Below are 25,051 nucleotides of genomic sequence, written 5' to 3'. Positions count from 1 at the left end.
CACGCTGGCTTCACGTAGTGAATCCCCTCATGATGGGATTTGTGCAACAAAGCCGATCATGTTTGCAAATGCGGTAAAGCTATTCTCGATTAACAATTTTGACATCAAGATTGCTCCCGGCTGGGTGCTGATTGCTGCTCTCATCACTTGGAGCCTTTCGCATCAATACTTCCCCCAAATACTGCCTAACGCGCCGCCTGCTGTGCATTTGACGATGGCGATCTGCACAATGCTTGGGCTCTTTGCCTCTTTGTTGCTGCATGAGTTGGCTCACTCCGTAATCGCTCGTCACTTAGGGATAGAAATCAAAAGCATCACGCTCTTTCTATTCGGCGGTGTAGCCGAAATGACCCAAGAGCCGCGCTCAGCCCGCGCCGAGTTTTGGATAGCGGTGGCAGGGCCAGCGATGTCATTTTGCCTTGCGTTTGGATTTTGGATAATTGGGGCATTTGCGGTAGGCACCAACGCGTCCGAAGCGGTTATAGCGGTCCTGTCATACCTCGGCGCCGTTAACCTTGTACTGGCGCTGTTTAACCTTTTGCCCGCCTTCCCTCTCGATGGCGGACGCGTCTTGCGCGCGGTGATTTGGCACCAAACCGATGATGCACTCAAAGCCACACGCATGGCCACGCAATCCGGCACGATCTTAGCCTACGTGCTCATGTGGCTTGGCGTTATGGCACTGTTTCGCGGGGCGGTTATCTCCGGGCTATGGACCATCCTGATTGGCACTTTTGTGCTGCTCGCAGCACGCGCAAGTTTGGCTCAACACCTACTTAAATATGCATCAGATGGCCGGACGGTTCGCTCATTCATGACCCACAATCCGACCACTGTAAGCCCCGATGCCATGTTGTCCGACGTGATCCATGATATCGTTTTAGGCGCGCGCAAAAGCTTTGTTCCTGTAACTGAAACAGGGGTGTTATTAGGTTACATAGACATGTCTGTCATTGCGAACATTGACCGTGAAAACTGGGCGAATACGCGCGTCGGTGACGTTTTCGTCGGGCTCGATCCAGCCGTCATGCTCGAGCCCGATTTAGCCATCTCACAGGTTACGGACATCATTACCCAAACCGGGCGACGCAAATTTATGGTGGTCAAAGATCACGACCTTTTGGGTGTGTTAACCATAGCAGATCTGGCGCGCGTTATGACCACCCAAACCCAAAATACCTCCACAAGCGTGAAACATTCCAAGATTGAAAAATGAACGATTTCGGTTTGTACTTGGCCGGCGCGTTAGGCGGATCGGGACAAAGGGATAATACTGTGAACCAGGCCAATAAGGACGAACTCACGCAGACCGATGCAGTCCTAAAAGCCATTATGGACGCCGCCGTTGATGCTGTGGTGGTGTCGGATCGGGTCGGTAAAATCCTTAGCGTTAACCCTGCTGCAATTAAGATGTTTCAACATACAGCTAACGAAATGCAGGGGCACAACGTTCGTATTTTGATGCCTGACGCACTGGCTCATTTACACGACGGGTTCATGTCAGACCACATGACCACCGGCGAAAAACGGATCATTGGTTTAGGCCGCGAAGTTGAGGGTAAGCGGAAAGACGGTACCGTTTTTCCCCTGCACCTATCAGTGGGCCGCACAGGTCACGATTGTAATGAAATTTTCATCGGTATTATGCATGACCTCACACAACGCAAATCTACTGAAGCCGCACTTTCTCGATCACAGCGACTAGACGCTATTGGTCAAATGACCGGCGGCATTGCCCATGACTTTAACAACATCTTAACAATCGTGACCGGCAACCTTGAACTGCTTGAAATGCGGAACAAGGATGATCGTCAAACAGCCATGATCCGTGATGCACTCGAGGCCGCTGAACTTGGCGCCGACCTGACCCATCGGTTGCTGATGTTTGCGCGCCGAACCACCCTCCATCCAGTGAAATCCGACCTGAGTGAGATCTGCCTAGAGGCACTGCACCTGCTCGAACGGACCTTGGGCGCAACTTATCGGATCAGCACAGATTTTGCGGCAGATGCAGACCCAGTCATGATAGATCCAACGCAACTCCAATCAGCGTTGATGAACCTTGCGCTCAACGCACGCGACGCGATGCCCAACGGGGGAGAATTGATAGTATCGGTTGCCAATGTCACGATTGACGACGATTACATTGCCCAAGAAACCGACATAAAATCAGGTCATTACGTGCGGCTTTCCGTCATTGATAACGGAATTGGCATGCCACCCGAGGCGCAAAGCCGTGCCTTTGAACCATTCTTTACCAGCAAATCTGATGGCAATGGGACAGGGCTTGGCCTTGCGATGGTTTACGGGTTTGTGCGCCAATCGGGTGGCCATGTCACTTTGTATAGCGAGCCCGGGCATGGCACCAGTTTTGGCCTCTATTTTCCCTCTGCCCACGCGGCGGCAGCAATAGAAACCGCGCCTAAACCCGACACACCAATCGCGCCTTGGCACGGCAACGGAGAGCGCATTTTGGTCGTCGAAGACAACGCTGTGGTGCGCAAAATCTCGATTGAGCGTATCCGCGATTTGGGCTTCGCAACCGAAGAAGCAAGTTCCGGTGATGAAGCTTACCAAATGCTTAAAGACGGGGTTGCCGTTGACTTGGTATTCTCAGATTTGGTGATGCCCGGTGCGCTGAACGGCTATGATCTCGCCGCGCGTATCCGCACGGAATTTCCCAAGCTAAAGGTCCTGTTAACCTCTGGTTACGCCAGCGATGCAGTTACGGGTTCAATGCCGGGCGCTACACCGCAAGAAATCCTTCACAAACCTTACCGCCAAGCGGACCTGATCGAGCGGCTTCATGCCTTGCTCGGACCTAGCTCGGGGGCGTGAACCTCCGTAACCGTGCAGGTCAGCGTATAGCCCACACCGCGCACCGTTTTGATCAGCTTAGGGGTCGCGGGATCACGCTCAATCTGTTTGCGAAGCCGCGCTATCTGATTGTCGATCGTGCGATCCATCGGCGTCCAAGAAGTCCCGCCCGTTAGATCCAACAACTGATCACGCGACAGGACCCTCTTGGGCCGCTCAAGAAATATCATCAACAGCTTAAAGTCACCAACTGTCAGATTACATTCGACATTATTTCGATCCAAAAGCTCAAGTTGCTCCGGTATTGCGGTTAGCCCATCAAAACGAAACTGCAAAACACGATCCGCCGAAGACGCTTCGGCAGAGGACACAGGCGCAACACCCGTGCGCACAGACCGCCGCAAAACGCTCCGAATTCGGGCAGTTACTTCGCGAATATGGAACGGTTTGGTGATGTAGTCATCCGCCCCAACCTCAAGCCCGACAACCCGGTCAATCACGTCATCTTTGCCTGACAACATCACAATCGGCACCGCAGACGTGCGCCGTATTTCGCGCGCCAGATCAACACCGTTATCTTTACCAAGATTAATATCCAGCGTGATTAGATCTATGTGACCCTGCGCTAGCGCCTCATGGACGCCGGCCGCCGATGCGGTTTCACACACTGCGAAACCGTCGCCTTCTAACACGTTTCGCAAAAGCGTCCGTATCTTGGGGTCATCATCCACAATCAGAATTGTCGGATCACCCATGTTCATGTCTCACAATGCATAAAACGGGTCGCGGGGAGCCTTATCTGTACCCCAAAACCGATGACCCAACGTTACAAAAAATTACAAAAAGCTACATATATAAATTAATGCATATTACACTCGTTAACCAATGTCACTCCGACACGAGCGCGGAGGACACATTGATGTACGTCACAATTCCTGATCCCGGCACGATCGCCGCCCCCCTTGCCCCCTTGGCCAGCAGCACTCCAAAACCGGCTGAGGCCCGCCTGCGCCCCGGTGCGTTTTTGTACTATGAGGGCGATGAAGTGGACTGGCTCTATCAAGTCACCAGTGGAGTTGTCCGTCTGACCCGGCTGCTTGCAGATGGGCGGCGGCAGGTTATCGCCTTTGGCTATCCCGGCGATATCATTGGGTTTCCCGCTGATGGTCAACACCACACCGATTGCGAAACCCTTACGGATGCCCGCCTGCAACCGTTCCGCCGTGCACACCTTGAAACCGGCGAAGGCGACCCCGTGCTGCATAGCGCACTATTGCAGGCCGCCCTGCGCGAAATCAGCGCCATGCAAGACCATTTCATGATGCTTGGGCGAAAATCGGCGACCGAAAAGCTGGCGTCGTTTTTATGTGTGTTAACAGATCGTGTCGGGCAAGACTTGGGCAACTATCGTCAGGTCAAACTACCGATGTGTCGGTCCGACATCGCGGATTTCCTCGGTTTGACCACCGAAACCGTCAGCCGCACGTTCACGCAACTGCGCAAAAGCAAGATCATCGCGATTGACCAAAGCCATACAGTCATCATCCAAAAACCCACCGCCCTTCTAGGGCTTTCGCTGGGTGACCTAGACTAACACAAGGATTCTTAGCCCTACGACACCATCGTAGGGCTATTTTCACGTGCCGGGCACAGGCCATAACGCGCGCAAATCCTGCGGTAGACAGGCGCGAATATCCTCAATCTCACCGGGGCTTAGGCGCGCGTTCAACAGATCAAACACACAGCGGATATCCTCACGCCCGCGATATTCACTGCTGTCGGCCATTAACGTATCAATCGCGGTGATAAACGCACAGCCCGAACGCTCTTTGAAAAGGGTCCGTTTCGGCGCCCAACCCTCGAACAGAAACCCACGCACAAACACGGGCATCTGGGCCGAAAACTGCGCCAGCTCATCGCCCGGCAGATGGTCACGCACACGTTGCAACGTGACCCGCAACAGCCGCAATGCATTCCGTTTTGAGGCCCAGTCCAACCGCTCTGCCAACTCATTGATCCATTCATGGGTCAGCTGCACGCTGTGGTCGATCACTTCCAACCCTTGCGTTGTCATAGTCCTGTCCTTTCTTGGTTTGATCCGTCCCCACTCGGCCCGGCATCAAGGTCCGAGGCCTTCATAATCCGCCGACACGCGGCCCGGGTCATCGCGCCAACCCCCAGCAAAACAAGCGTGTAATTGATCACCCAGCCAACAAAGGGGATGAAATTCAGTAGCGCGACCACACTCAACGCCGCCGCAAAAACAAACAGGCGCGCGGTGATGCTTGGGTCCGCCTCGCGGCCAAATCCGGACCAAATCCGCATGGCCACGCCATATGTCCCAAGAGCGTAGCCCAAGATCCACGCCACCACGATGGCCAACAAAACGACCGGCACAAAGGGCAGGCCCACCACCGTTAACGCGGTAACGGGCACCAAGCCGCACAACAGGGACAGGCCCCCAACGCCCAACAATATCGACCGTCCCGGCGCATCTGATACGCTACGGCGCAGGCGCGACACCCGCTCAGGCATAAAGCTGAGCATCACCGCCCCCAGCGCAACAAAAAACAGCAGCGAAATCACGAAACCCATCACCATCGAGGCAAAGGGTGGCACCCCGGGCAGGTCTTGGCCGAACTCGTCCCACTCCTCCCACATGTCCGCGTGTGAGAGACGTTCAAACACGACCCGCTCTGCGGCGGCCACGCGGCCGGGCACCGTGATGCGGTCCGGGGTCGAATACGTCAGGGCACCGCTGATGACAGCATCCGCGCCAAACGTCAGGGTCTGCGCCATGATCCGAACGTCGCCCGCAATGGCGGCATTCACGATCACGTCGCGGCCCGTGACCATTAAGGCCCCCTCGATTGGCCCCTCAATCGTGACCGAATTGCCAAACAACCGAACGTTTCCTTGGGTGATTGCCTCGCGCTCCGTGCGCAGCGATAGCCCCGCGACCGTGAGGTCTTGGCCCACGTTGCCCCGCACCACGACGGTCATGCCGGCGGCGTAAACATCCCCCGCAACATCCGTCCCAATCGACAGATCCAGTCCAGCGACATGCAAATCCTGCCCCGCCTCGCCGCTCGCCTCAACCGTGCGCCCAGAAACAAAAGTATCACCCGGACTGCGGATTGCCTGATGCACCTGCGCGCCCGCAATATAGGTGTCACCCCCATGCGTGATGCTCGACACCTCGCCGCCATCCGCACGGGCCACAGCGGCCCCGACCATCAGGGCAATCGCCAAGACAGTGGTCCCGGTTTTGGCATGTTTGGTCATCTGATCGCTCCTCTCAGCCCGCACATAGGAGCACCCTACGCGACCCGGCCCGACCCCAATTGATAGGGATCAATCAAGGACGCCCGCGCGCTGTTAACCTTTTGCGCAAACCCCAAGCCGCAAAAAGGAGCACGCCATGCGACCCAAGACCATTCTCGTCTGTCTCACTACGGCCGAGCAGACCGCGACCATTCTAAAAGTCGCCGTGCCCCTTGCCCGAAAACATGGGGCGCATCTTGTGGGCCTGCGCACCGTAGAAGCGATCTTGGTCTATCCCGGCATCGCCATGCACATCCCAGAAGACACGTTTTTGGCTTTTCGCAGCAGCCAAAATAAAGAAACCGCCGAAATCGAAGATATCTTCGAACACCACACCAGCCCCGAGGATTTCGTCAGCGAATTTAGGGTTGTACGGGCTGATACCCGCTCCGCCACCGACCGCATGATCGAAAGCGCCCGCGCCGCTGATCTGGTGATCATGGCCCAAGATGGCCAAGACACGGACCCCCGCGATATGCGCCAGATCCAGCGCGACGTGATCCGCGAATGTGGGCGGCCGGTGCTGGTAATCCCCGCTGATTATCAAGGCCCCGAGATCGGCGAAAAGATCGTCCTCGGCTGGAGCGAAACCCGCGAAGCCGCGCGCGCCGCACATGATGTCCTATGCATAGCCGAGCCTGATGCGCGTCTGACCGTGCTAAGCGTGGGCCGCACCGCTGAGGACCTGATGGCCGCCGATGACGCCATCGCCATTACCGAAATGTTCGCGCGCCATGGGTTGCGCCCAACCCTAGAACATCGCGATCCCTTGGGCCAAAGCATCGCATCGGTCCTCAGCGCCGTGGCCTTTGAAAAAGGCGCTGACATGATCGTAACAGGTGCGTTCGGCCATTCTTCGACCTATGATTTTGTGATCGGCGCGACATCGTATGAACTGCTGCGCGATCACAAAGTTCCCATTTTGTTCAGCAAGTAGCGGGCGGGATTTCGATGTCCGACCAGATCGGCAAATGGTCCGAGGCGATCTTGGCCAACGGCCCTTCCTCGACTCCGGCGTCGCGCAAAATGACACCCGGCGTCATCGCAAACCGGTCCAGTGCCGCAATCGGACGCCGCGCATGGAACGACCGGCCCGGACTGTGGGTGTTGAACCGCGCGGCCAAGGGTTCGAGCCCTTTGGCCACCGACCATTCGTTAAAATCACCGCCAATGATGCAATGGGTATCGTCAGCCGTGGCCGCAGTCAGCGCGGCCAACTGCGCACGACGATCTCGCCGTCGCAGCCCCAAATGGGTGGCCACAAGCGTCAGACCCGGCCCAACGTTCAGCCCCACCCGAACCGCACCGCGTGGCTCCAACCCCGGCAAAGACACGCGCTTCACGTCACCCGCGCTCAGCCACTTGCGCACCAAAACCGCATTGCCGTGCCACCCAAGGCTTAGCCCATTGTCGCACACCTCAACCACGTCAAAATCGGTTTCCGCTGCAATCATCTCTCGCGATAGCGCGGGCGGGCGCGGCCCCAGCCGCCGATCCGCCTCTTGCAAGACCACAACATCCGCCCCCAAAGTGTTAAGAACTGCGCAGGTCCGCTCCGGACGACGTCGTTGATCAAGCCCACGGGCTTTGCGCATATTATAGCTGGCGATACGGATGAAATGTGACGACATCCCACATAGATAGTGTCTAACACGTGCGATTTTAACACCTACGGAGCGATTTACCCCCATGAAAGTGATCCCAAATACCAGCAGTACAATGCTGATCATCTGGACACTTCTACTGTTAACGGGGTTAATTTCTTTGGGCCTAGCGCGCTGGTCCCTCGCCTTCGTCAGCCTCACCACCCTCAGCCTCGCACTGGTCCCCCCCTTGCTCGCAGCCCGCTGGTCCCTGACACTCCCCCTGCCCTTTTTGCTGTTCACCACGCTGTTTTGCTTTGCCTCCATCTTCCTGGGCGAGGCGTTCGATTTCTACGAACGTTTGTGGTGGTGGGACCTCGCGCTCCATGGCTCTTCGGCGGTGGGATTTGGCCTCATGGGGTTCTTGTTCGCCTTCATGTTGTTCGAAGGCGACCGCTTCGCCGCGCCCCCCTCCGCCATCGCGCTCATCAGCTTTTGCGTCGCCATGACCGTCGGCGCCACATGGGAAATTTTTGAATTCACGATGGACGCGGGCCTTGGGATGAACATGCAAAAGTCCGGCCTCAGCGACACGATGGGCGACCTCATCCTCAACGCATTCGGCGGTCTGATCGCTAGCGTCACAGGCTATCTCTACTTGCGCCAAAGCCCGGCGGGCCTGTTGGGCCGCGGTCTGTCACAGTTCATAAAGGTAAACAGCCGCCTCTATCGGAAATACAAAAATCGGCTGAAATAGAGCCTACTTTACGGAATTTCATACCGCGCAAGCCGCCGACGCGCCGCATCCCGTTCCTCCATTAACTCCAACACAAGCGCCAGACCCGGTGCGTTGATCCCCAGATCGCGGCTCAACCGACCGGCCTTTTTCGCACGCACGATACTCGCCCCCACAAACCGCCAATTCCCGCGATGACTGCCCACAGGCGTTAACACGCCCTCCTCTACTAACTCGATAATCCAATCTTCATCTGCATGAACAAACCGGCACAGATCCGGCAGCGATAGCGCGTCCGCCGTCTCCCTCCGTCGTGTGGTCTTCTTCATCCGCTTCTCTCCTGCTTGGGCGTCAACACCCGCGGTCCAATCCGTTAACCCTCTTCCGATGCCACAGCCCGACCCAAGGTCTATTGATCTTTGTCAGTCCCGGCCCGCGCGCCCGTGTCACGCTCCTCTCATGATTTGGCCACTGCCGCCCCCAGAACGGAGACCACCATGAGCAGCCGCACCCTTCTTTTCGTGATGAACAGCGCAACCCCAGACGCCGAGATTGCCGCCATGGCGGAGATGACAGGCCGCGACGGAACCCACCTTGTGTGCCTGTTGGTTGATCCCACGCCCGCCCTGCCCGCCTACGCCTACGGCATCCCGCCCTACGGCGCCGTCAACATCCCCGACAACTGGCAGATGCAGGTCCAACAGGCTCACAACGCTCAACAAACCCGCGTGGATGAGGTCGAAAAACTGCTCGCGCACCACGGGACTTCGGGGCAAGTCATGGGCACGCTGACCGCCTCGCTACACGTCAAACATCAGGTCGCCCGATGCGCCCGCGTCAGTGATGAGGCCGTCTTTGCAAACAATCTGCGCGAAACGCCCCACCTTCTGCGCGAGTCGATTTCTGGCGTGCTGTTCCACTCGCCCATCGGGTTTCAGGTCAACGCCAATACCGCCCACAAAGCCACCCGAGTGTTCATCGCATGGGATAGCAGCCCCCCTGCGGCCGCGGCCGTCCACCGCGCCCTGCCCTATCTTAAGAATGCTCAAGAAGTGGTTATAGGCTGCATTGATCCCATCATGACCCCCGAACATGACGGCCCAGATCCCGGCACCGATTTGGCCGCATGGCTCAGCCACCATGGCTGCACCGTCACCGTCTCTCAGTATCCCAGCGGCGAAAGATCGATCTCAGATTGTATCCAAGACCGCGCCCGCGAAACCGGCGCCGACCTGATCGTTATGGGCGCCTATGCCCGCGGCCGCATGATTCAGACTGTGCTGGGCGGCACCACGCGGTCGATGGTTGAACAAACTGAAATACCGGTGTTTTTTGCGCATTAACTCGGGTCTATCCCGGGGGGTGTCCAGCCTCAAAAAGGTCATTCCCCGGCACTTCAATCGGCACATCTGGCGCGGGCATTTCTGGCATTGCCGGAGGCGCGATGGGGTCTTCGGTCTGCGGATCCTCTCGCGATGGCGGCATCGGGGTCGGGTCATCCGGCATAGGCGCCTCCTTGGGCGGGCCCTCCGGATCTTGGTTCATTAAGATTTCACACAGATGGGTTAACGCCATGTCCTGTCCTTTCTGCTGTCAGCCCATCGTGCTGCCAAAAGGACAAATGCGATTGATCCGCATCAACCGCGCCTAAACACCGCTGCGACTGCGCCACCCCCAAAGGTTAAGACACGCAAACAAAATAGCCGCCACGCAAACGATCGAGGGACCCGCGGGCGTGTCGAACACATAGGCCCCCTGCAACCCGGCCACCGCCGAGATCGCCCCAATCGCGGCGGCAATCCCCGCCATAGCCTCAGGCGTGCGGGCAAGCCCACGCGCCGCAGCAGCCGGAATGATCAACATCGCCGCAATTAACAAAACCCCCACGACCTTGATCGCGACCGCCACGGTAATCGCCAGCGAAATGGTCAAGATCAGCTGTTCGCGTTTGGGGTTCAGCCCGCTGGCATAGGCCAATTCCTCATTAAGGGTTGAGGTTAACAACGCCGACCACCGCCACAATATCAGCCCGACAACAAGCGCAGCGCCCCCCCAGATAACCATCAAGTCCAGCCGCGAAACCGCAAGGATATCGCCGAACAAATAGGCCATCAGGTCGATGCGCACCCCCGATAGGAACGACACCGCCACCAACCCAAACGCGAGGGCCGAATGCGCGAGAACGCCCAACAAGGTGTCAATCGCATAGCCGCGCCCCGCCAAATGCGTCACCATCAGAGCCATAATCAACGCGACCACCATCGCCCCCGCAAACACGGAAATTTGCAAAGCCAACGACAAAGCGATGCCCAAAATGGCCGCGTGGGCCGTTGCATCACCGAAATACGCCATCCGCCGCCAGACGACAAAACACCCCAATGGGGCCGCGGCAAAGGCCACCCCAACCCCCGCAAGCGTCGCGCGGGTCATAAAATCATCCAACATTATTCAGCGGCCTCATGTTCTTTTGAATGCGCATCTGCGTGCGCGTGGTCATGCCCACAACCATCGCCATGCGTGTGATCGTGATCATGACGATACAACGCCAAGGCCCCGCCCGTTCCGGTCCCGAATAGCGCGCGGTATTCGGGGGCCGAGGCCACAACCTCTGGAGCACCCTCACAACACACATGCCCGTTGAGGCAAATCACCCGGTCCGACGCGCTCATCACGACGTGCAACTCATGACTGATCATCAAAACGGCGCAGCCCGTGTCGCGGCGCACTGTCTCAATTTGCTGGTAAAACGCGGCTGACCCCGGCTGGTCCAGACCCTGCGTCGCCTCATCGAGCAACAAAACATCGGGATGATTGATCAACGCTCGCGCCAGCAAAACCCGCTGAAACTGCCCACCCGAAAGCTGCGACATCTGCCGCTTCAACAACCCCGGAACACCTGCCGTCTCTAGCGCCGCTTGGCACGTCGCGCGCGGCACCCGATCGGTCAGCTGCATGAACCGTTCAACCGTAATCGGCAGCGTCGGATCGATATGCAGCTTTTGCGGCACGTAGCCGATTTTCAACCCCGGACGCAAAGCGATCTGCCCCGCCGCGGGCGTTGCCGCCCCAATAATTGCGCGCAAAAGGCTGGTCTTGCCGGACCCATTCGGCCCCACAATCGTGACGATTTCACCGGGTTCAATGGCCAGTGAAACGTTGCGCAAAACCGTGTTCGCCCCATAGCGAACCTGCAAATTTTCAACCGAAATCAAACTCATACTCGGGGTTTATCCTTACACGCGGGGCAAACCCCTTCGGCCTCTAGGACCGTCTTTTCAATCTCAAACCCAGCCGCCTGCGCCGCAGCCCCCAGCGCGCCGCGCGTGGGCCCTGACTGCGCCTCTGCCACGGCATCGCACAATCGGCAAATCATAAACGCAGGCGAATGCCGCTCATTGGGATGCGCACAGGCGACAAAGGCGTTCAACCGCTCAATCTTGTGAACAAACCCATGCTCGGCCAGAAAATCCAACGCCCGATAGGCCACCGGCGGCTGAGATCCGAACCCAGCATCGCGCAACAAATCCAAGATCGCATAGGCCCCAAGCGCCCGATGCTCGCGCAACAACAACTCCAACACCTTGCGACGCACAGGGGTCAGGCGCAGACCCTCTGCCGCACAGCGCGCCTCGACGGCTTCCAACGCGCCGCTCACACAGGCCGCGTGGTCGTGCGCTTCAAATCCCAATGGGGTCGCGAGGTTTGATGTCATCGGGCGGGCCTCCCTTGTCATGTTATTATGTATCATTTATACGACTCGCAACGTTATACAATCACACAGAGGCCCTGATGTCCAGAATCCGCCCCGCCCTCGCGCTTTGTCTCACATTGATCGGCGGCACAGCCATGGCCGACGCCCCGCGTGTTGCGGTTGATATCACTCCGGTCCACTCCCTCGTGGCGCGGGTCATGGCGGACGTCGGCACCCCCGATCTGATCTTGCCCCCCGGCGCGTCGCCCCATGAATACAACCTCCGCCCGTCCGAGGCATCCGCCCTCCAAAACGCGGATATCGTGGTGTGGATGGGCGAAGATCTCGCGCCATGGATGGACCACGCGGTCGAAACCCTTGCGGCCAACGCCAGCGTTCTGACCCTACTAGAGGCGGACGTGACCACCCGCCTCGATGTCCGCGAAAACGCCCTGTTTGAAGCCCACAGCCACAATGATCACGACGACCGCGGGCACAAAGATGACGGCCATGATGACCACGGTCATGACGATCATGCGCACGATGATCACGGGCACGACGACCATGCAGATCACGCCGCACATGACGATCACGACGACCACGCGGATCACGACACCCACGATCACGCGGAACACGACGACCACGCACACGGCACCCATGACCCCCACGCTTGGCTTTCACCCGCAAACGCGGGCGCATGGCTCAACTTGATCGCGGCGGAACTCTCTGCGGCAGACCCAGAAAACGCGGGCACCTACTTTGCTAACGCCGCCGCCGCCCGCGCTGAGCTGGACGAGCTAAACGCCGAAATCAGCGCCACCCTCGACCCGGTTCGCAACCGCAGCTTCATTGTCTTTCACGACGCATATCAATACTTTGAAGCGGCCTTCGACTTTCCTGCCGCCGGGGCCATCTCGCTTAGCGACGCAACAGACCCAAGCCCCGCACGGATCGCACAGGTCCGCGACCGCGTCCGGGACCAAGACATCGCCTGCGTCCTGACGGAGCCACAATTCAACCCCGGTATCCTCGCTACCGTCCTCGATGGGACCACCGCAAAAACAGCCGTTAGCGACCCGCTTGGCGTCGATCTGACGCCGGGGCCTGCGCTCTATCCGCAGCTTATTCGCAACCTTGCGACTGCACTGGCCAGCTGCCTCTAGACTGTCACGAAACTTTCACTCGACTGGTATCCATATTTCCATAAAACGGGAAATATGGATACCACGCTCGCCACCCGCGCCCTCTCGACCCTCGGCCACCCCGGCCGATTGGCCACGTTCCGCCTGTTGATGCGGTTCGCGCCCCAAGGCGTCCGCCCGACCGAAATCGCAACCGCGCTTGCGGTCAAACAAAACACCCTGTCTCATCATCTGTCCGATTTGGTGGCCAGCGGTCTGGCAAACGTCGACCGCGATGGCCGGTCGCTGTTCTATTCCGTCAACATAGAGGTCGCCGAGGCGCTGCTCAGCTACCTCGCGCTGGACATGGGCCGCGCACGGCCGGACCTGATAGCCCCCATTCAGGCCAGCCTCGCGGCCCCGTCCAACGGCCCTTGGAACGTCTTGTTCATCTGCTCCAAGAACTCCGCCCGGTCTATCATGGCTGAGGCCCTGTTGCGCGATCTTGCCCCCAACAGCCCTGTCCAAATACGCGCGGCCTCTGCGGGGACATTGCCCAACAGCACGCTCAACCCATGGGCCATCGAAACGCTAGCGCGCAATGGGCATGACACGTCAAATTTGCGCGCCAAACACATCACCGAATTCCAACAACCAGACGCGCCGCGACAAGACTTTGTGTTCACCGTCTGCGACGCCGCCGCCGCACGAGATTGCGCGCCCTGGCCACGCCACCCCTTTACCGCACATTGGGGTGTCCCCGATCCCGCATCAAATACCTCCGACACGGACACTGACCACGCCGCCATTTTCGCCCAGACCTACGCGCTCCTGCGGCACCGGATCACGGCGTTTCTCAAACTCCCTTTCACCGCACTCAGCCCGATCTGTCTCCAAACGCATTTAGACGCCATCGGCACAGATACTCCTAAACAAGGTTAATCCCATGACCCGCATCGCACTCAACGGCCTCGGCCGCATCGGAAAACTCGTTCTGCGCGACCTCATCGACACTGGCGCAGGCGGTGAGATCGTCTTGCTGAACGATCCCGTCGGTGACGCCGAGCAACACGCCCTCCTGCTTGAATTCGACAGCGTCCATGGCCGCTGGTCCCGCCCCGTTACGCACACCGATACCGGCCTCACGATTGATGGCCGCACCATACCCCTCACCCATGAAAAAACCATTGAGGCCCTGCCCCTTGAGGAGATGAACATTGACCTCGTGATCGACTGCACCGGCGTGTTCAAAACCTCCGCCAAGATCGCGCCATACTACGCCGCGGGGGTCAAGCGCGTGGTCGTCAGCGCCCCGGTCAAGGACGGCGACGCCCTGAACCTTGTCTACGGCGTGAACCACAACCTGTTTGACGGCACGCAACCTCTTGTCACGGCGGCCTCTTGCACGACCAACTGCTTGGCGCCCGTGGTCAAAGTGATCCACGAAAACCTCGGGATCAAACATGGCTCCATCACAACGATCCACGATGTGACCAACACCCAAACCATCGTGGACCGCCCCGCAAAAGACATGCGCCGGGCGCGCTCCGCTCTTACGAACCTGATCCCCACAACGACCGGCAGTGCAACGGCCATCACCCTCATCTACCCCGAGCTGAAGGGCCGCCTAAACGGCCACGCCGTGCGTGTGCCGCTGCTTAACGCCTCCCTCACTGATTGTGTGTTTGAGCTGAACCGTGAAACCACCGCCGAAGAGGTCAACCAACTGTTCGCCGACGCCGCAGAAGGCTCTCTCAAGGGCATCTTGGGCTATGAAACCCGCCCCCTCGTATCATGCGATTTCACGAATGACCCCCGTTCCGCGATCATCGACGGGCCGTCCACGATGGTGATTAACGGAACCCAGCTAAAGCTTTATGCGTGGTACGATAACGAGTGGGGCTATAGCTGCCGCTTGGGCGACATCACACGCATGGTTGCTGGCGCACTATGACACCCGCTGCCGCCAATCCGCTGCGCGCCTATACCGCCGTCACAGCCGCCTATTGGGCGTTCATGCTATCGGATGGCGCGCTGCGAATGCTGGTCCTTTTGCACTTCAACGCCCTCGGCTTTTCGCCGGTGCAACTGGCATGGCTGTTCCTGCTCTATGAGGTCGCGGGCATGGTCACAAACCTCTGTGCAGGCTGGCTGGCGGCCCGGTTCGGGCTTGCGGCCACGCTTTATGCCGGGCTGGCGTTGCAAATCGGCGCGCTGGTGGCCTTGGCACAGCTCGATCCCACATGGTCCATCGCGGCCTCCGTCACGTTTGTGATGGCCGTCCAAGGCGTATCTGGCGTTGCAAAAGACCTCGCCAAGATGTCCTCCAAATCCGCCGTCAAATTGCTCGCCCCCACCCAGAACGGAGGCCTCTTTCGATGGGTCGCCGTGCTCACCGGATCCAAAAACGCGGTCAAAGGGGCCGGGTTCTTCCTAGGAGCCGCACTATTGGGCCTCGCAGGGTTCCAAGCCGCCATCTGGGGCATGGCGGCGGTGTTGCTCACGATCCTGATCGCAGTCGTCGCATTCCTGCCCCCTGGCCTGCCCGGCCCGAGCAAACCCACCAAAGCCCGCGGCGAATGGCGCTCCAGCGACGCCCGCGTAAACCGGCTCAGCCTTGCCCGCATGTTCCTGTTCGGCGCCCGCGATGTGTGGTTCGTCGTGGGCCTGCCGATTTATTTCCAAAGCGTGCTCTCCGACGGAACCCCCGATGGCCGCCGTGAAGCATTCTTCCTTGTCGGCGGCTTCATGGCCTGCTGGATCATCGGCTACGGCGCAGTCCAAGCCCTCGCCCCGCGCATCCTCGGCGGACCCACCCAATCCGAGGCGACAATCACTCGAAAAGCGATCACATGGGCAAGCGCACTCGTCCCAATCCCATTCGCTCTCGCGGCCCTTACGCTCACAATCGACGGGCCTGCCCTGTGGCTCACCGCAACTCTCGTCACTGGTCTCCTGATCTTCGGCTTTGTCTTCGCGGTGAACTCCTCAGTCCATTCCTACCTCATCCTCGCCTTTGGCGCGGCTGAGCGCATCACCCGTGACGTAGGCTTCTACTACATGGCAAACGCGGCCGGGCGGCTCATCGGAACCCTCCTATCCGGGGTCAGCTACCAACTCGGGGGCCTCTCCGCCTGCCTCGCAACGGCGGGCCTGATGGCACTGGCCAGCTGGCTTGCCGCGCGCCGCCTACTCTTCCGCCAATAGCCGCTCAATCTGAGCCCATAAAGTCTCTAACGCAGGGTTTTCCAGCGCCCTACCCTCGATCCGAATGGTCGTCACACGGCCCTTGCGCGCAGCACTCATGGCCATCCCATTGCCGGAGCGGGTCACCGAGTCCGCCTGCTTGCGCGGGCGCCCCGAACGGCGCGGTGCATCCAACGCAGGCCCCAACGCATCGAGCGCCTTATTCAACAACGCAACTTCCTGATCGGGGGTATCCGCCAAGCCGTTAATCACGATGTCGCGCAGGTGCTCTTCATGCCCCTCGCGCAGCGCATTCGCGATCCGTAGACCCAGCTTTTCCGTGATCAAATCGGCAAAATGCAGAACATCGCCCAATTCTTCAAAGATCACCGCAAAGGACCGGATCTTCGACCGCTTGGCCTTACTCGCGACCGGGAATAGCGCGTTAACCGCAGCTTCAGTGTTGGTAAACACGCCCTGCTGAGCAGCAATCACCGCAATCCGACCCCGCTCATAATGGCTCAGCTGCGCGCGAATCTCGTTTTCCTCGACCATCGCCACAAACGGCCCGCCCAAGGCCTCGGGCGCGCGTACAATCGCTTTAATCGTTGACCATTTCGCGTCGCCCGTGGCCTCGTTGAGACAGTAGCAGAGTGGGATATCCTGGATGAAAAGGGCCAGCAAGAATGGGGCGTCTCGGCGCTCCTCTCTTACTCCAAGCTCAAAGCCGGTGTCTGCGAATACGCCTACCCCCCTGCCCTCGCTCAAAAGCTTCACGATCCCAAAGTCTTTGCCTTAATCAACCTTAACATTCAAAGACACCTCACGTCCGGGCATGCACTATTTCTCTACGAAAACTGCTATCGGTTAATTCGTACAGGCTCGACTGGTTGGTGGGATCTAGGCCTTTTTCGCCGTCTTATGGCCGTGGGCGATAGCCATTACTATGAGACGTTCAAACACCTTAATGCCGAGATCATTAAGCCCTCGGTCGCAGAAGTGAACAAAATGTCCAACCTTATAATCACACCAGAGCTACGAAAAACGGGTCGTGCGGTTAGTCGTATTCGGTTCAAAATTGCTGAGAACCCTCAGCTTTCAATCCTTGATCGAGACGATGGCGAGGGCCTTAGAAATTCTGATGTATATCCTAGATTACGTGGCCTTGGGGTGACTGCTCGTCTTGCAAGGCAATGGATTAAAGAACATGGCGAGGCGGTTTTGAGTGCAAAGCTTGACTATGTTCTTGGGCGAGAGGGCGTGCGTAACGCAGCTTCCTATTTGGCTCGGTCGCTTGTAGGTTCAGAGCAGGTTTCGCAGCGAAACCTGCATATTAAACCTGTTTCAGAACATGGCGCTAAAATCGGCGGCATCCCAATCTCCAACCAGGCGCGACGCCGATTAACGTCTATTTAGCTGTCGACTTGAACGCTCCACTCGAACAAACTGTGGGCGCCATGGTTCGATGTCAGCTTTTAATCTTGATGCTATTTGGGCATAATGGAGGGAACTTTGCCTCGGGCTATTTGATGGCATTCGGGGCAGGCCGAGTTCGAAGTTTACCGGCTGAGTCGCGCATCGGTTCAAGTAGTCGGGAACTTGCCTAGCAGCGCTTCTTTATTCTCCATCTTTTGCAACGGCGATGTGAATTTTCGTTTGAGAGCGTCTTCATTTTTGCGCGCTAGATAGGCGCGGCTGTTAGCCGAACTTTAGGCTGAACCAATCGGTCTGTGAGTTCACTGGGATGTAAGTGTTCTGGCGATGCGCTTAATTGGTCAGTGCGCGAAAAGTGTTTGATGCTGTTCAGTGCCGGGCTCAATCAGATGCAAAGATACGAGCAATGAAATTCTGCGTCGAAGACACTATACGTATGAATAGCCCTATTTTTCATGTCTGGCGCAGATTGTTGCGTTTGTTGAATATTGCTGGACAGGCTATTCAGTAAAGCTGTGATTGCTTTTCATTCTTTCCATTACTTTTGTAGTATTAAGACACATCGGATAGGGCAGGGTGCAATTGACGAAGCCTACGGGCGGTCATTTGCGATCGGTAGCCAAGTCGTTGGTCGTGCCTCGAGCTCATCTAATGTTGAAAAAATGTCGAGAAGACCTGTGATTGTAAAAATAACTTTCACAATCGCTAAGGTTTATCTTTGTTTTTGGAAACAGTCAGCTTACGTTAGGTCAATTCATTGATGTGTTTCTTTCAATTTTAAGTCGCCGCCCGACGCTTTGTAACCTGTGGGACGGAGCTTGTGGGATGGTTTGTGTGTGGTTTGTGAGTATCCAGAGGGCGCGAATTGGACGCTTGATCCATGATTAATGTGGCCCTGATCCTCTTGCGCGATCGGTTGAATGCATATTTTTCCGCCCAATTTGAAGTTAGTGAAGATCTTGTTGTGATGGCCCCGCTGAGCGATGCGGAGGGCAACCCGGTAGCTGAAACACGCAATCGCCTAGCTATATTTGTGACAAATATCGCAGAGGATAAAACGCCGCGCGGGGTCGCGCGGGGTATCCGCACTGCGTTGGCGAGCATGCAGCCGCTGCATTTGGATGTCTACTTTATGCTCGCTTCGGGCCACGATCCTGAAATTTATGGCGAGGGCATTAAGTTAATTTCGAAGGCGTTAATGTTTTTCCAAGCTACGCCGCTTTTGACCCCCCAAAACACGCCTGAAATGCCCATTGGAATAGATCAATTCTCGGTTGAGGTGGCAAACCTGCGGGTCGAGGAGGTTGGGCAATTGTGGGGCAATATGGGTGGTCGGTATGTGCCGTCGGTCATGTTCAAAATGCGCTTGGTTTTGATTGATGCAGCCGCAACCGCACAGGTTCTACCCTTGGCGGTGGAGCCTACGGCAGCCCTGCGGCCTGAGCCGGGAGGGTAGGGGATGTTTCAAGAGGTTTTGCGGCTCGTGCTTCGGCACGGATATTACGATCCAGAACCTATTCCTGTGACGGTTGTGCCGGACGACGCAGGGCTTTTCATGGCGAGTGGGTTGGTGATCCGTGCTTCGGATCGGGGGTGGCATATCTTGACGGATCGGGATGATTTTCCGGAGGAAATCACCTTAGATTTAGTGGCGAAGCGGTCCGATTTATTGACCGTTACGCAAGGTGCACAATGGCAGCGGGTGCCGATCATCGAGGCTTTAATTGATGATGATTTCCCAGTGTTAGACACTAATTCACCGCCAACTTTGCCCCGCGATCCGAAAGGCGCGTTGGTGTTGGCGCAATTGCGCGTGGCTTTGAATGAGGTCGCGCGCGTGGTCGAGCTGCGGTTCATGCCGATATTGGCCCATTGGGCGTATCACATTGTGGGCGAGGGGGCCGAAGTGAGCGAAGTTTACGATCCAGACGGGGTCGTCGAATTTGCGGCGTTGCCGTCTACCACTTTGCCAGATGGTCGCCAGGTGACGGTGCTGTGTTCGACCCGGGCACTGCCTGCACGGGCGCGCGCACCGTATCGATTTGCGTTGCAAATCCCGGGGCCTTTCGGTCCCCAAACGCTGATCCCGGTTCTGCCCGCGCCAGGGCCCGATTTTGTATCTCTGGCTGATCCTGGCTCTGCCGCGCCGCGTTTTCAGTCTAATATTTATGTCTCAATCGCTTAGGGGTGACTTTAGGCATTTGGGGCTATTTTGAGGAGTCTCTACTGATTAATTCAGGCGCAGATGGAGTGCCTTTTGCCGAACCTTCGAAGATGTTGGGTCGGGGGTGCCTGGGTGAGTGCGGCGCTTTTATCTGTATTATATTATTTCTCACAATGGGTTAGGTTGATACTCCTGCCACACACAGCCCGTCAGAGATATCAGGCTCTTGCCCGAGGCACGATGAGATTGGCAGCTGAGATCCTGATTTTTAGCTCAGGACCCATAACCAAAATGTAACAGTTGCTGCGAGTGCGATTGCAGACAGGAAGGCTTTTCGACACCTGTTGTAATGGATTGCGATGCGTTTTCAGGTCTTGGGCTTAGCCGCCGCGCCGCATTGCGGGAGGCAAAAACCCTACAAAAAAGCAACCATTGCCGCTTTTTTCGCAGGATATCGACGGGGAAGTCCTGCAGGAACCACAAGCGCAGCTACCTCAGATGACACTCGGCGAAGAGGCCGTAGAGGGCTACGTTTCAACGCGTCTCTCACTGCGGGCACATCCTCTGGCTTTGTTGCGCCCTTTGCTAAGTGGTCCACAAAACGAAAAAGGCGCCCCCTGAGGGACGCCTTCTTTCGTTAGCATGGCTTCGCTTAGGAAGCGGCAGCTGCGATCAGTACCAGAGCCAGTAGGGGCACCAGGATACCACCAGCGGACGAGGATGTGTCCTCGACGATGACTTCTGGTTCCATTGTGGGCTCTACCATGTTGCCAGCAAAAGCGCCGGTGGCAAGAGTAGCGAATGCAGCTGCGAGAGCGATTTTTTTCATACCGTTTTTCCTTCAAGATACGCCACGGACCGTGCATGATTGCCGGCCCTTATGGCACCCAAGACTGTACCTCGTGCCCCGGTGTAGGCAGCAATGCCTGCCATATTCAACGGCCCGAAAACAAAGGTCTCTTAACCAAAATCAGACTGCGATTAAAATGGCAACACCCTGTGGAACGCACGTCAAAGAGCATGGCGAATATGACACAGCAATTGCCCCAAAGTGCATAATATCCGGCTAAATGGGCGTATTATTGCCCGAATCTCGCCCAAAACCCTAAGATCTGCCGGGTTCTATGACCCCAAAGCCGCACTCGTTGGTCAATGCAGTGCGGCTGACGTCAAATTGCATCTGCACATTTGATTTGCATACTGCTCAGAGATATCCAAGCCATGACATGCGCCCAAATTCGGGCCCAACCTGGACAAGTATAATGAACCGACGCCACGCCCTAGCGCTCTTGGCCGCGACCGCTCTGACCGCCTGTACACCTCCCGCGCCATCGGCTTTGGGCCCGGACGGGAAGCCACTGCCAAGGCTATACCGCATCACCGAAAGCGATGCGCGACGCATTCCATTTCGCGTTCTTGATGCCGTAAACGCGCTGCGCCAAGGTGCCGGTGTGCCCGCATTAGAACTGAACCCGGTCCTGACTGCGGCGGCAGCAACCCATGCCCGCGATATCTCAATCCAAAACCGACCTTGGCACTTTGGATCTGATGGCTCATCCCCAATCGATCGGGCACGTAGCGTCGGCTATACCGGCACCGTTTTGGGCGAAACCCTGTCGGAAACCTACGAATCTGAGCTAGAGACAGTTGCGGCGTGGATGCAGGAAGAAGGGCCGCGGGCCGTGATCCTAGACCCCGATGCGCGCCAATTGGGTTTTGCGTTTTTCCAAGAGCCGAACGGCAAAATCTGGTGGGTGCTTAACACAGGATTTGGCGGCAGCAGCGAAATCCCCGACGCGCCCGCAAGCTAGGCCACGATGTCTATGATGGTCCCATCTTGGACCATCATATAAATCTCACGCATTTCGGCATTGGTCACGGCGATACACCCAGCCGTCCAATCGGCCGATCGCGGGCGCCGTTTATTGCCCCAACCGTGGATAAAGATATCACCACCCGGATCGCGCCCCTGCGATTGAGCAAAAGCCACCTCGTGTGGTCGGGGATAGTTGATCCCGAGTGATAGGTAAAAAGCCGAGTTCGGATTGCGCCGGTCGATGATAAACCGGCCCTCGGGGGTTTTGCCGTCACCCTCAAACTGTTTCGGCCCCGCAGCGGTAAACCCCAGCTGAATGTCGTAGGCGCGCAGAACATCCCGACCGCTCAGTAGATACATTTTGCGCCGGCCTTTATGCACCTCAACCTTGGTCACGGTGGGGCCAGAATAGCGGGTCGTTGCGCCACCCACACAGCCCGCAAGAGCCGCCGGAAGCATCGCCAGAAGGAGTCGTCTTGAGATCGCCATGTATGCTCTGCCTCGGAACGGCTATTTTTGCCTGTGATAGGCGCATTTATCCGATTTGTGAATCAAAACGCGACCCGATCACAACAATCTGAATTACAATTCTAGGCACGCATTTCCCGGCGAAAGGGCGCGAACAGATTTACTCGCCCGCAGCCAACAACGCCTCTAGGCCCGTGCGGTAATCCGGATAGCGCAGTGTCACGCCCAGCTCCTTTAGGATACGCGTATTGCTGACCTTTTTGCTCTCGGCATAAAAGCTGCGCGCCATCGGGGTCATCTCAGCCACCTCAAAGTCCACAGCCTCCGGTAGGGGAACTCCCAACAACTCCGCGGCATAGCCAATCACGTCTTGGGGCGGCGCGGGGTCATTGTCGCACATGTTGTAGATCGCGCCGGGGTTAGGCCGGCGAATGCTCGCCTCTAGCACTTGGGCAATGTCCTCAACATGGATGCGGGAAAACACTTGCCCCTCCTTGATGATCCGCCGCGCAGTGCCGCGCCGAACCTTTTCAAACGGCCCACGACCCGGCCCATAAATCCCAGCAAGCCGGAAAAGGTTCACCGCCGGACACAGCGCCTGCCATGCTGCCTCTGCTTCCACACGCATTTGCCCTCTGCGGGTTGAGGGCGAGAGTGGTGTTTCCTCATCCACCCAGCCGCCACCATGATCACCGTACACGCCCGTGGTTGACAGATAGCCGACCCATTCCTTGTCCCCAAGGTGCGGCGCAAGCGCTGCGCCATAGGTTTCCAGCACCGGGTCCCCATCCGCGTTTGGTCCGGCCGAGGTCAGGATATGCGTCGCCTCGGCAATAGCGCCGCTCAGATCCTCGCCCCACAGGACAGGCTCTACACCCTCGCTGCGCAGGACTTCTGCCTTTTCGGACGTGCGGGTTGTGCCGATCACTCGCCAGCCCTGCGGCAGCAAGAGTTTCGTAAGCGCGCGCGCCGAATAGCCGTGGCCAAAACTTAACAGGATCATCTCAATCGTTCCTCCGCCCAGCGTGCGGCATCGGCCACCGTTGGATCATTATCTTCGCATAAGCTTTGCGCTACGGGCCGCAGATCAGGCTGCGCCGAGTTGCCGATGGCATAAAGCACATTGCGCACAAATCGGTCACGACCGATCCGCTTGATCGGACTGCCCGAAAACCGCGCGCGAAACCCTGCGTCATCCAAAGCCGCCAGTTCCGCCAACGCGGGCTGACGCAGATCATCGCGCGCGTGATAGCGCAACTCGGTCGCCTCAACCGCGAACTTGTTCCACGGACACACCGCAAGACAATCATCGCAGCCGTAAATTCGATTGCCCAAAGCTGGGCGCAGGTTCTCATCCACCGGGCCTTTGTGTTCAATCGTCAGGTAGGAAATGCACCGCCGTGCATCCAGTTGAAACGGTGCGGGAAAGGCCTGGGTGGGGCAGATATCCAGACACGCGCGGCAATTGCCGCAATGCTCTGCCTCTGGTGTGTCTTTGGGCAGATCTGCTGTTGTGAATACTGCGCCGAGAAAAAACCAGTTCCCCAGCTTGCGGGACAACAGATTGGTATGTTTGCCCTGCCAGCCCAAGCCCGCTGCCTGGGCCAACGGCTTTTCCATAACCGGGGCTGTGTCCACAAACACCTTCACTTCGCATTCTGCCGCCGCCACAAGCCACCGCGCAACGCGCTTCAGCCGCTTTTTCACGAGGTCATGATAGTCTCTATTGCGGGCATATACGCTGATGACGCCGTTTTCGCGGTGGGTGATATCGTCTAGCGGGTCGCTGTCGGGCGTATAAGGTTCGGCCAGCATGATGACTGATCGCGCCTCAGGCCACAGCGCGCTGGGATTGCCGCGCCACGCCATCCGCTCAGCCATCCAAGCCATCTGTCCGTGGCGGTTTGCATCCACGAATGCCTTTAGCCGCGCGGGCAGTTCGGGCACCGCATCCGGCGCGCATATCCCCATCGAGGCAAACCCTGCATCCCGCGCCTCAGCCTCCAGACGCGCCCGCAATTCCGCGGGGCTAGGATCAGAAGTCGAGGTCCGCATAGTGACGCGGCGGTGGAAAGCCTGAGACTTGATCGGCCAGAATGGAACGGAAGGCGGGCCGGGATTTGATCTTGGCGTACCATTCGCGCACTTGACGGTTCCGGTCCCAATCAACGTCCGAGATATAGTCGAGACAGGACAAATGCGCAGCAGCCGCGAAATCCGCCATGGTCAGCTCGCTCCCTGCGAGCCAGCGGCGTTGGTCCAGCAACCAGCCCATGTAATCGAGGTGGAACTTGATCGCCTTAGAGCCTTCTTTGACGTTACGCCCATCAGGGTATCCGGAACGGGTGAGTTTTTTGTTCACCCGCTCATAAACCAGCTTTGAGGTCACCTCGTGGTGGAATTTATCGTCAAACCACGAAACGATCCGCCGAACCTCGGCGCGGGCGGCGGGGTTGTTGGGTATCAGGGCGGGCTCTGGATGGGTTTCTTCGATGTACTCGCAAATCGCTTGGCTTTCGCACAGCGTCAAACCATCCATCCGCAGAACAGGGACCTTGCCTGCCGGGTTGCGGCGCTTGAAGTCTTGGTTATCTTCCCAATATTTCTCATCGACCAGCTGCACATCCAGCTTCTTTTCCGCGAGCACAAGCCGCACCTTGCGGCAAAACGGGGAGAGGGCAAATTGATAGAGTTGAATCATGGGAAAGGGA

27 protein-coding genes and 1 pseudogene are annotated in these 25,051 nt (G+C 57.7%); 14 read left to right on the top strand and 14 right to left on the bottom strand.

The genetic code is table 11. The features are described from left to right. Nucleotides 1–1,216, top strand: a 1,216-nt coding sequence (locus THS5294_RS09590) for a site-2 protease family protein (protein ID WP_233486454.1), incomplete at its 5' end; no start/stop codon positions are given. Between the two features lie 59 nt (nt 1,217–1,275). Then, entirely contained in the window at nt 1,276–2,838 is a 1,563-nt protein-coding gene (locus tag THS5294_RS09585) for an ATP-binding protein (protein WP_233486453.1), read from the top strand. Here the strand turns inward: THS5294_RS09585 and THS5294_RS09580 are convergent. After that, entirely contained in the window at nt 2,805–3,572 is a 768-nt protein-coding gene (locus THS5294_RS09580; RefSeq protein ID WP_058123594.1) for a response regulator, read from the bottom strand. The two genes, THS5294_RS09585 and THS5294_RS09580, sit on opposite strands and share 34 nt — an antisense overlap. Nucleotides 3,573–3,736: 164 nt before the next feature. Between THS5294_RS09580 and THS5294_RS09575 the strand changes: the two genes are divergently transcribed. After that, complete coding sequence (locus tag THS5294_RS09575; protein ID WP_058123582.1) at nt 3,737–4,411, top strand: helix-turn-helix domain-containing protein; 675 nt, start codon at nt 3,737–3,739, stop codon at nt 4,409–4,411. A gap of 42 nt (nt 4,412–4,453) precedes the next feature. On the opposite strand, the gene THS5294_RS09570 is transcribed toward THS5294_RS09575, so the two are convergent. Together THS5294_RS09570 and THS5294_RS09565 are read right to left on the bottom strand one after the other, a co-directional pair. After that, a complete protein-coding gene (locus THS5294_RS09570) occupies nt 4,454–4,891 on the bottom strand; it encodes a DUF2267 domain-containing protein (protein ID WP_058123581.1) in 438 nt (145 codons plus the stop codon). Beyond that, nucleotides 4,888–6,102, bottom strand: coding sequence for a DUF8173 domain-containing protein (locus tag THS5294_RS09565; RefSeq protein ID WP_058123580.1), 1,215 nt, complete (start codon nt 6,100–6,102; stop codon nt 4,888–4,890). The genes THS5294_RS09570 and THS5294_RS09565 overlap by 4 nt, the downstream gene beginning before the upstream one ends. Before the next feature lie 136 nt (nt 6,103–6,238). Here THS5294_RS09565 and THS5294_RS09560 point away from each other — a divergent pair, with 136 nt between their 5' ends. Beyond that, nucleotides 6,239–7,078 carry a universal stress protein gene (locus tag THS5294_RS09560; RefSeq protein WP_058123579.1) on the top strand — a complete coding sequence of 280 codons (840 nt, stop codon included), beginning with the start codon at nt 6,239–6,241 and terminating at the stop codon, nt 7,076–7,078. Here THS5294_RS09560 and THS5294_RS09555 read toward each other — a convergent pair. Next, nucleotides 7,068–7,772 carry an endonuclease/exonuclease/phosphatase family protein gene (locus tag THS5294_RS09555; protein WP_058123578.1) on the bottom strand — a complete coding sequence of 235 codons (705 nt, stop codon included), beginning with the start codon at nt 7,770–7,772 and terminating at the stop codon, nt 7,068–7,070. The two genes, THS5294_RS09560 and THS5294_RS09555, sit on opposite strands and share 11 nt — an antisense overlap. Before the next feature lie 58 nt (nt 7,773–7,830). Between THS5294_RS09555 and THS5294_RS09550 the strand changes: the two genes are divergently transcribed. Beyond that, nucleotides 7,831–8,481 (top strand): DUF2238 domain-containing protein, encoded by a 651-nt coding sequence (locus THS5294_RS09550; protein ID WP_058123577.1) that lies wholly within the window; start codon nt 7,831–7,833, stop codon nt 8,479–8,481. Nucleotides 8,482–8,489: 8 nt separating this feature from the next. Here THS5294_RS09550 and THS5294_RS09545 read toward each other — a convergent pair whose 3' ends face one another. Beyond that, on the bottom strand, nt 8,490–8,789 hold the full coding sequence (locus THS5294_RS09545) for a chaperone modulator CbpM (RefSeq protein WP_058123576.1): 300 nt from the start codon (nt 8,787–8,789) through the stop codon (nt 8,490–8,492). A gap of 168 nt (nt 8,790–8,957) precedes the next feature. Between THS5294_RS09545 and THS5294_RS09540 the strand changes: the two genes are divergently transcribed. Next, nucleotides 8,958–9,803 carry a universal stress protein gene (locus THS5294_RS09540; RefSeq protein WP_058123575.1) on the top strand — a complete coding sequence of 282 codons (846 nt, stop codon included), beginning with the start codon at nt 8,958–8,960 and terminating at the stop codon, nt 9,801–9,803. A gap of 7 nt (nt 9,804–9,810) precedes the next feature. Here the strand turns inward: THS5294_RS09540 and THS5294_RS09535 are convergent, their stop codons facing one another. The 4 genes from THS5294_RS09535 to THS5294_RS09520 form a co-directional block, all read right to left on the bottom strand. Further along, nucleotides 9,811–10,035: a hypothetical protein gene (locus THS5294_RS09535; RefSeq protein ID WP_058123574.1), complete on the bottom strand. Its 225-nt coding sequence runs from the start codon at nt 10,033–10,035 to the stop codon at nt 9,811–9,813. Nucleotides 10,036–10,107: 72 nt separating this feature from the next. Continuing rightward, nucleotides 10,108–10,905: a metal ABC transporter permease gene (locus THS5294_RS09530; RefSeq protein WP_058123573.1), complete on the bottom strand. Its 798-nt coding sequence runs from the start codon at nt 10,903–10,905 to the stop codon at nt 10,108–10,110. Then, entirely contained in the window at nt 10,905–11,678 is a 774-nt protein-coding gene (locus THS5294_RS09525; RefSeq protein ID WP_058123572.1) for an ATP-binding cassette domain-containing protein, read from the bottom strand. The genes THS5294_RS09530 and THS5294_RS09525 overlap by 1 nt, the downstream gene beginning before the upstream one ends. Beyond that, complete coding sequence (locus THS5294_RS09520; protein WP_082644997.1) at nt 11,675–12,172, bottom strand: Fur family transcriptional regulator; 498 nt, start codon at nt 12,170–12,172, stop codon at nt 11,675–11,677. Before THS5294_RS09520 ends, THS5294_RS09525 begins: the two co-directional genes overlap by 4 nt. A gap of 77 nt (nt 12,173–12,249) precedes the next feature. Here THS5294_RS09520 and THS5294_RS09515 point away from each other — a divergent pair, with 77 nt between their 5' ends. From THS5294_RS09515 to THS5294_RS09485, 7 genes and pseudogenes are all read left to right on the top strand, one after another. After that, the gene (locus THS5294_RS09515) at nt 12,250–13,314 is read left to right on the top strand and encodes a zinc ABC transporter substrate-binding protein (protein ID WP_058123570.1); all 1,065 of its coding nucleotides are present in this window, start codon (nt 12,250–12,252) and stop codon (nt 13,312–13,314) included. A 54-nt stretch (nt 13,315–13,368) separates the two neighbouring features. Further along, nucleotides 13,369–14,214, top strand: coding sequence for an arsenate reductase/protein-tyrosine-phosphatase family protein (locus THS5294_RS09510; protein ID WP_058123569.1), 846 nt, complete (start codon nt 13,369–13,371; stop codon nt 14,212–14,214). Between the two features lie 4 nt (nt 14,215–14,218). Then, on the top strand, nt 14,219–15,226 hold the full coding sequence (locus tag THS5294_RS09505; protein ID WP_058123568.1) for an ArsJ-associated glyceraldehyde-3-phosphate dehydrogenase: 1,008 nt from the start codon (nt 14,219–14,221) through the stop codon (nt 15,224–15,226). After that, on the top strand, nt 15,223–16,479 hold the full coding sequence (arsJ, locus tag THS5294_RS09500) for an organoarsenical effux MFS transporter ArsJ (RefSeq protein ID WP_058123567.1): 1,257 nt from the start codon (nt 15,223–15,225) through the stop codon (nt 16,477–16,479). Before THS5294_RS09505 ends, arsJ begins: the two co-directional genes overlap by 4 nt. Before the next feature lie 606 nt (nt 16,480–17,085). Then, a pseudogene (locus tag THS5294_RS18040) lies at nt 17,086–17,959 on the top strand (replication initiation protein); the annotation flags it as partial. Between the two features lie 813 nt (nt 17,960–18,772). Next, on the top strand, nt 18,773–19,348 hold the full coding sequence (locus THS5294_RS09490; protein ID WP_058123565.1) for a Pvc16 family protein: 576 nt from the start codon (nt 18,773–18,775) through the stop codon (nt 19,346–19,348). Nucleotides 19,349–19,351: 3 nt separating this feature from the next. Further along, on the top strand, nt 19,352–20,077 hold the full coding sequence (locus tag THS5294_RS09485; RefSeq protein WP_058123564.1) for a hypothetical protein: 726 nt from the start codon (nt 19,352–19,354) through the stop codon (nt 20,075–20,077). Between the two features lie 631 nt (nt 20,078–20,708). Here THS5294_RS09485 and THS5294_RS18440 read toward each other — a convergent pair. Next, nucleotides 20,709–20,885 (bottom strand): hypothetical protein, encoded by a 177-nt coding sequence (locus THS5294_RS18440; protein WP_038005366.1) that lies wholly within the window; start codon nt 20,883–20,885, stop codon nt 20,709–20,711. A 433-nt stretch (nt 20,886–21,318) separates the two neighbouring features. Here THS5294_RS18440 and dalA point away from each other — a divergent pair, with 433 nt between their 5' ends. Next, nucleotides 21,319–21,867, top strand: a complete 549-nt coding sequence (dalA, locus tag THS5294_RS09470) for a divisome-associated lipoprotein DalA (protein ID WP_058123562.1) — start codon at nt 21,319–21,321, stop codon at nt 21,865–21,867. Here the strand turns inward: dalA and THS5294_RS09465 are convergent. The 4 genes from THS5294_RS09465 to fzlA form a co-directional block, all read right to left on the bottom strand. Further along, nucleotides 21,864–22,361: a L,D-transpeptidase family protein gene (locus THS5294_RS09465; protein ID WP_058123561.1), complete on the bottom strand. Its 498-nt coding sequence runs from the start codon at nt 22,359–22,361 to the stop codon at nt 21,864–21,866. The two genes, dalA and THS5294_RS09465, sit on opposite strands and share 4 nt — an antisense overlap. Before the next feature lie 139 nt (nt 22,362–22,500). Then, on the bottom strand, nt 22,501–23,343 hold the full coding sequence (locus THS5294_RS09460) for an SDR family oxidoreductase (RefSeq protein ID WP_058123560.1): 843 nt from the start codon (nt 23,341–23,343) through the stop codon (nt 22,501–22,503). Next, on the bottom strand, nt 23,340–24,395 hold the full coding sequence (gene queG / locus THS5294_RS09455; protein WP_058123559.1) for a tRNA epoxyqueuosine(34) reductase QueG: 1,056 nt from the start codon (nt 24,393–24,395) through the stop codon (nt 23,340–23,342). The genes THS5294_RS09460 and queG overlap by 4 nt, the downstream gene beginning before the upstream one ends. Further along, nucleotides 24,376–25,041 carry an FtsZ-binding protein FzlA gene (fzlA, locus tag THS5294_RS09450; protein WP_038005351.1) on the bottom strand — a complete coding sequence of 222 codons (666 nt, stop codon included), beginning with the start codon at nt 25,039–25,041 and terminating at the stop codon, nt 24,376–24,378. The genes queG and fzlA overlap by 20 nt, the downstream gene beginning before the upstream one ends. Nucleotides 25,042–25,051 lie beyond the last annotated feature (10 nt).

The organism is Thalassobacter stenotrophicus (assembly GCF_001458315.1).
GTDB lineage: Bacteria > Pseudomonadota > Alphaproteobacteria > Rhodobacterales > Rhodobacteraceae > Thalassobacter > Thalassobacter stenotrophicus.
The sequence above is the reverse complement of the archived record's forward strand: the minus strand, read 5'-3'. Positions and strand labels throughout refer to the sequence as shown.

Coding starts and splice junctions, on each gene's coding strand:
- THS5294_RS09580 (WP_058123594.1), bottom strand. CDS start 3,572: ATGGGTGATCCGACAATTCTGATTGTGGATGATGACCCCAAGATACGG.
- THS5294_RS09575 (WP_058123582.1), top strand. CDS start 3,737: ATGTACGTCACAATTCCTGATCCCGGCACGATCGCCGCCCCCCTTGCC.
- THS5294_RS09570 (WP_058123581.1), bottom strand. CDS start 4,891: ATGACAACGCAAGGGTTGGAAGTGATCGACCACAGCGTGCAGCTGACC.
- THS5294_RS09565 (WP_058123580.1), bottom strand. CDS start 6,102: ATGACCAAACATGCCAAAACCGGGACCACTGTCTTGGCGATTGCCCTG.
- THS5294_RS09560 (WP_058123579.1), top strand. CDS start 6,239: ATGCGACCCAAGACCATTCTCGTCTGTCTCACTACGGCCGAGCAGACC.
- THS5294_RS09555 (WP_058123578.1), bottom strand. CDS start 7,772: ATGTCGTCACATTTCATCCGTATCGCCAGCTATAATATGCGCAAAGCC.
- THS5294_RS09550 (WP_058123577.1), top strand. CDS start 7,831: ATGAAAGTGATCCCAAATACCAGCAGTACAATGCTGATCATCTGGACA.
- THS5294_RS09545 (WP_058123576.1), bottom strand. CDS start 8,789: ATGAAGAAGACCACACGACGGAGGGAGACGGCGGACGCGCTATCGCTG.
- THS5294_RS09540 (WP_058123575.1), top strand. CDS start 8,958: ATGAGCAGCCGCACCCTTCTTTTCGTGATGAACAGCGCAACCCCAGAC.
- THS5294_RS09535 (WP_058123574.1), bottom strand. CDS start 10,035: ATGGCGTTAACCCATCTGTGTGAAATCTTAATGAACCAAGATCCGGAG.
- THS5294_RS09530 (WP_058123573.1), bottom strand. CDS start 10,905: ATGTTGGATGATTTTATGACCCGCGCGACGCTTGCGGGGGTTGGGGTG.
- THS5294_RS09525 (WP_058123572.1), bottom strand. CDS start 11,678: ATGAGTTTGATTTCGGTTGAAAATTTGCAGGTTCGCTATGGGGCGAAC.
- THS5294_RS09520 (WP_082644997.1), bottom strand. CDS start 12,172: ATGACATCAAACCTCGCGACCCCATTGGGATTTGAAGCGCACGACCAC.
- THS5294_RS09515 (WP_058123570.1), top strand. CDS start 12,250: ATGTCCAGAATCCGCCCCGCCCTCGCGCTTTGTCTCACATTGATCGGC.
- THS5294_RS09510 (WP_058123569.1), top strand. CDS start 13,369: ATGGATACCACGCTCGCCACCCGCGCCCTCTCGACCCTCGGCCACCCC.
- THS5294_RS09505 (WP_058123568.1), top strand. CDS start 14,219: ATGACCCGCATCGCACTCAACGGCCTCGGCCGCATCGGAAAACTCGTT.
- arsJ (WP_058123567.1), top strand. CDS start 15,223: ATGACACCCGCTGCCGCCAATCCGCTGCGCGCCTATACCGCCGTCACA.
- THS5294_RS09490 (WP_058123565.1), top strand. CDS start 18,773: ATGATTAATGTGGCCCTGATCCTCTTGCGCGATCGGTTGAATGCATAT.
- THS5294_RS09485 (WP_058123564.1), top strand. CDS start 19,352: ATGTTTCAAGAGGTTTTGCGGCTCGTGCTTCGGCACGGATATTACGAT.
- THS5294_RS18440 (WP_038005366.1), bottom strand. CDS start 20,885: ATGAAAAAAATCGCTCTCGCAGCTGCATTCGCTACTCTTGCCACCGGC.
- dalA (WP_058123562.1), top strand. CDS start 21,319: ATGAACCGACGCCACGCCCTAGCGCTCTTGGCCGCGACCGCTCTGACC.
- THS5294_RS09465 (WP_058123561.1), bottom strand. CDS start 22,361: ATGGCGATCTCAAGACGACTCCTTCTGGCGATGCTTCCGGCGGCTCTT.
- THS5294_RS09460 (WP_058123560.1), bottom strand. CDS start 23,343: ATGATCCTGTTAAGTTTTGGCCACGGCTATTCGGCGCGCGCGCTTACG.
- queG (WP_058123559.1), bottom strand. CDS start 24,395: ATGCGGACCTCGACTTCTGATCCTAGCCCCGCGGAATTGCGGGCGCGT.
- fzlA (WP_038005351.1), bottom strand. CDS start 25,041: ATGATTCAACTCTATCAATTTGCCCTCTCCCCGTTTTGCCGCAAGGTG.